Annotated in this window: 4 protein-coding genes; all 4 read left to right on the top strand. The window is 68.0% G+C overall.

Features of this window, described 5'->3' with window-relative positions; all coding sequences use genetic code 11:
- The coding region (locus AB0J39_RS38350) for an amino acid adenylation domain-containing protein (protein WP_363473953.1) at positions 1-2,154 on the top strand (2,154 nt) is incomplete at its 5' end.
- A 74-nt stretch (positions 2,155-2,228) separates the two neighbouring features.
- Complete coding sequence (locus tag AB0J39_RS38355) at positions 2,229-2,465, top strand: MbtH family protein (RefSeq protein WP_363473955.1); 237 nt, start codon at positions 2,229-2,231, stop codon at positions 2,463-2,465.
- Between the two features lie 30 nt (positions 2,466-2,495).
- Entirely contained in the window at positions 2,496-3,377 is an 882-nt protein-coding gene (locus AB0J39_RS38360) for an alpha/beta hydrolase (protein WP_363473957.1), read from the top strand.
- 198 nt (positions 3,378-3,575) lie between these two features.
- Positions 3,576-4,379, top strand: an 804-nt coding sequence (locus AB0J39_RS38365) for a condensation domain-containing protein (RefSeq protein ID WP_363473959.1), incomplete at its 3' end; no start/stop codon positions are given.

Here is a 4,379-nt window from a genome sequence, read left to right on the forward strand (position 1 = left end):
AACACCCCCCTGCCCCACCTCCACCTCCACGACCTGCCCGCCACCCCCCACGACACCACCACCAACACCTCCAAATTCGACCTGTCGATCTACCTCTGGGAAAGCTCGCCGGGCGGCGACGGGCTTGACGGATTCGTCGAATACGCCACGGACCTGTTCGACTCCGGCACGATCGAGGCCCTCGTACGCCGGTTACAGCGGGTGCTGGCGGCCGTGGCGGCCGACCCCGACATGCGGCTGGGTGAGATCGATGTCCTGGATGCGGTCGAGCGGCAGCGCGTGCTGGAGGACTGGAACGCGACCGCACGGGAGTACCCGCCGGCGACGTTACCGGAGCTGTTCCAGGCTCAGGTGGCACGTACGCCCGATGCGACGGCGGTGGTGTTCGGGGAGCGCATGCTCACTTACGCGGAGCTGAACGCACGCGCCAATCGGCTTGCTCGATTGCTGGTGGAGCACGGAGCGGGTCCCGAACGGACCGTCGCGCTGGCGTTGCCCCGCTCCGAGCATCTGATCGTCGCCTTGCTGGCGGTGCTCAAGACCGGGGCGGCCTATCTGCCGGTCGATCCCGACTATCCCGCCGAGCGCATCCGTCTGATGGTGGAGGACGCCTGTCCGGTGTCGGCGATCGTCACAACAGAAACCCCTGTCCTGCCGCCGCAGGGCATGTCCCGGCTCATTCTGGACGAAGAGAAGACCACGGCACGGCTGGCAGGTCTCAGCGATCACGATCTCACAGACGGCGACCGGGTCAGTCCTCTGCGGCCAGAGCATCCCGTCTACGTCATCTACACCTCCGGCTCCACCGGCGTGCCCAAGGGGCTCGTCATGCCGGCTGACGCGCTGGTCAACCTGCTGGCCTGGCACCGACGTACCCTGCCCGGAGACCGTGGAAGCACGGTGGCGCAGTTCACCACGATCAGCTTCGATGTGGCGGCTCAGGAGATCCTGTCGGCGCTGCTGTCCGGCAAGACCCTCGCCGTACCCGATGCCGAGACGCGGCTCAACACGGCCCAGTTCGTCTCCTGGCTGGACCGTCATCGGGTGAACGAGTTGTTCGCCCCCGCCCCCGTTCTCGAAGCGCTGGCCGATGCGGCCCAGGACCAGGGCATGAGCCTGCCGGATCTGGTCGACGTCGCGCAGGCCGGCGAGGCACTGGTGATCGAGGGGCGGCTGCGCGAGTTCCTGGCACGCCGTCCGGGCCGGCGAGTGCACAACCACTACGGCCCGGCGGAGACTCATGTGGTCACCGCGGCGACCTTGACGATCGGATCCGGTGATGAAGAGGAAAGCGCACACCCCCCGATCGGCCGTCCTGTGGACAACTGCCGGACGTATGTCCTCGACGATTCGCTGCGGCCGGTGCCGGTGGGGGTGCCCGGAGAGCTGTACGTCGCCGGGCGATCACTGGCTCGGGGCTATCTGGGCCGGCGCGGGTTGACCGCGTCGCGGTTCGTGGCCAGTCCTTTCGACCCCGCCGGGTCGCGGATGTACCGGACCGGTGACGTGGTGCGCTGGCGTGCCGACGGGCAGCTCGATTTCCTCGGACGCGCCGACCACCAGGTGAAGATCCGGGGGTTCCGGATCGAACCCGGTGAGGTCGAGGCCGCGGTGGCGGCACACCCCGGGGTGGCCCAGGCGGCCACGGTGGTCCGGGAGGACCGCCCCGGAGACAAGCGCCTGGTCGCCTACATCACGCCGGTCCACGCGGGCGGGGGCGGGGATCTGGTGGAGGAGGTGCGCGAGCATCTGCGGGCGGTGCTGCCGGACTACATGGTGCCGTCGGCGGTGGTGGTGCTGGAGCAGCTGCCGCTGACGGTGAACGGCAAGCTGGACCGCGCGGCGCTGCCCGAACCGCATCTCGCCACTACTGCGGTGTACCGCGCCCCCAGCACCGCGCGGGAGGAGATCCTGTGCGGCCTGTTCGCCGAAGTCCTCGGGGTGGAGCGGGTCGGCATGGACGACGACTTCTTCGACCTGGGCGGCCACTCCCTGCTCGCCACACGACTGACCAGCCGCATCCGCGCCGTACTGGACGCCGAGGTCCCGGTGCGGGTCATCTTCGAGACCCCCACACCGGGTGGGCTGTCCCGTGCGCTGACCACAACCGACACTCCCGTACGGCCCGCTTTGCGCAGGATGCGACGCGGGTAGCCGGTGATCTCGTCCCCTCTCACCGATTCCTTCTCAGAAATCCCCATCCATTCCACGTCACCAAGGAGAAGAACGTGAAGACCAACCCCTTCGACGACGACGAGGCCCAGTTCTACGTGCTGGTGAACGACGAGGAGCAGTATTCGCTGTGGCCGACGTTCAGCCGGATTCCCGCCGGCTGGGAGGTGGTGTTCGGCGCCAATGAGCGCGGCAAGTGCCTGGAGTACATAGAGGAGAACTGGACGGACATGCGGCCGAAGAGCCTGCGCGACGCCGTCGCCGCGGACGAGGTGTCCGCCGCAGAGTTCTGAGGATGACGTACGGTGTCCCAGCCTCTTGACATGTCTGGTCCGCGGGCCGGAGAGGCGGCGTCGGCGCGGTCGGCAGACCGCGCCGAACTCGACCGCGAATACTCTCCCAGCTCGTGCGTCCCTGACATCAGGGTGTATCTCGACGAGTACGCGCGGCGGAGCGCGGCGGCTCGTGCCGGGGCTGTTCCTCATCACTGCCTCAGATACGGTCCGCGCCCGGAGCAACTGCTCGACTACTTTCCGCCCCCGTGCGGGGGAGGCCCCCTGCAGGTTTACATTCATGGCGGGTACTGGCAGGAGTTGAGCAAAAACGAGTCGTCGTTCGCCGCGCCCGGCTTCCTGGAAAGCGGGGCGGGATTCGCCGCACTCGGCTACGGCCTCGCTCCGCTGTACTCGCTTGACGAGATCGTCACCATGGTCCGGGAAGGTCTGTGGTGGCTGGTGCGGACGGCTCCCGAACTTCCAGGACGTCCTGGTTCGATCCATCTCAGCGGGAGTTCCGCCGGCGCCCATCTGGTGGCGATGGCGCTGTCGGACGACTGGCTGCCTTCCGGTAGGCATCCGGCGGACGTGTTCGCCAGCGCGACGCTACTCAGCGGCGTCTACGACCTCGATCCCCTTCGGGGGACCTACGTCAACGACGCACTCGGACTCGACGCCGCGGCGGCAGTGCGCAACAGCCCGATCACCCTCCTGCCGGATCGGCTGCCACCGCTGGTCATCGCGATCGGCGACAACGAAACGACAGCGTTCACCCGGCAGCATCACGAGTTCGTGGCTGCCGCATATCCACGGGCGACGGCTCTGACCGCGTTCGTCGCACGCGACCGGAACCATTTCGACCTTCCCATGGATCTGGGCGTGCCGGGCACGCAACTCGGCGACGCCGTACTCGCCAGGATGAGCGCCTGAGGTTCGAAGGAATATTCAAAGTCATTATTGCCCTCGTCACGGATCTGTTCTGAATCTTTCCGCCGCATTCGCTCCACACCGAACAGGTGGGACAGTGCGGCTGATTTCCGCGATGAGATCGGCTCGGCGTACGGAACATGCGTCTTCCGAACGCCGAGCCACGCAGTTCATGTAATCAGCCGATGAAATGGGGGACTGATGATTCCGTTGTCGTTCGCGCAGCGCCGCCTGTGGTTCCTGCACCATCTGGAGGGGCCGAGTGCGACTTACAACCTTCCGCTGGTCCTGCGCCTGACCGGTGACCTCGACCGTCGGGCGTTGGCGGCGGCGTTGAACGACGTGGTGGGCCGGCACGAGAGCCTGCGCACCGTCTTCCCCGACATCGACGGCATCCCCCACCAGCACATCCTTGACCAGGCTCATGTTGAGCCGGTGACGGTTGAGGCGGCCCCGGATGAGGTGAGCGGGCTGGTCGGTGAGGCGGTCCGCCGCACCTTCGATCTGGCGGTCGACCTGCCGATCCGCGCGTCGTTGTTCGTCGTGTCGCCCGCCGAGTATGTGCTGGTGGTGGTGGTGCATCACATCGCCGGGGACGGGTGGTCGCTGCGCCCGCTGGCCTCCGACCTGGCGACGGCGTATGCCGCCCGGCGTCAGGGGCAGGCCCCCGCCTGGGAGCCGCTGCCGGTCCAGTACGCCGACTACACCCTGTGGCAGCACGAGGTGCTGGGCGACCCCGACGACCCGGACAGCCTGCAGGCCCGCCAGCTGGCCTACTGGACCACCACCCTGACCGGCCTGCCCGAACAACTCCCCCTGCCCGCCGACCGGCCCCGGCCCCCGGTCGCCTCCCACCGCGGCCGGACCGTGAGCTTCACCATCGACCCCGCCACCCACCACGGCCTCAACCACCTGGCCCGCACCCACCACGCCAGCCTGTTCATGGTCATCCACGCCGCCCTCGCCGCAACCCTGACCCGCATCGGCGCCGGCACCGACATCCCC

Origin of the sequence: Microbispora sp. NPDC049633, assembly GCF_040675265.1 — a bacterium.
In the GTDB taxonomy this organism is placed as follows: domain Bacteria; phylum Actinomycetota; class Actinomycetes; order Streptosporangiales; family Streptosporangiaceae; genus Microbispora; species Microbispora maris.

What these genes read in the sequence shown, in the direction of transcription:
- AB0J39_RS38360 (WP_363473957.1), top strand. Translation starts at nt 2,496, where the DNA reads ATGTCTGGTCCGCGGGCCGGAGAGGCGGCGTCGGCGCGGTCGGCAGAC.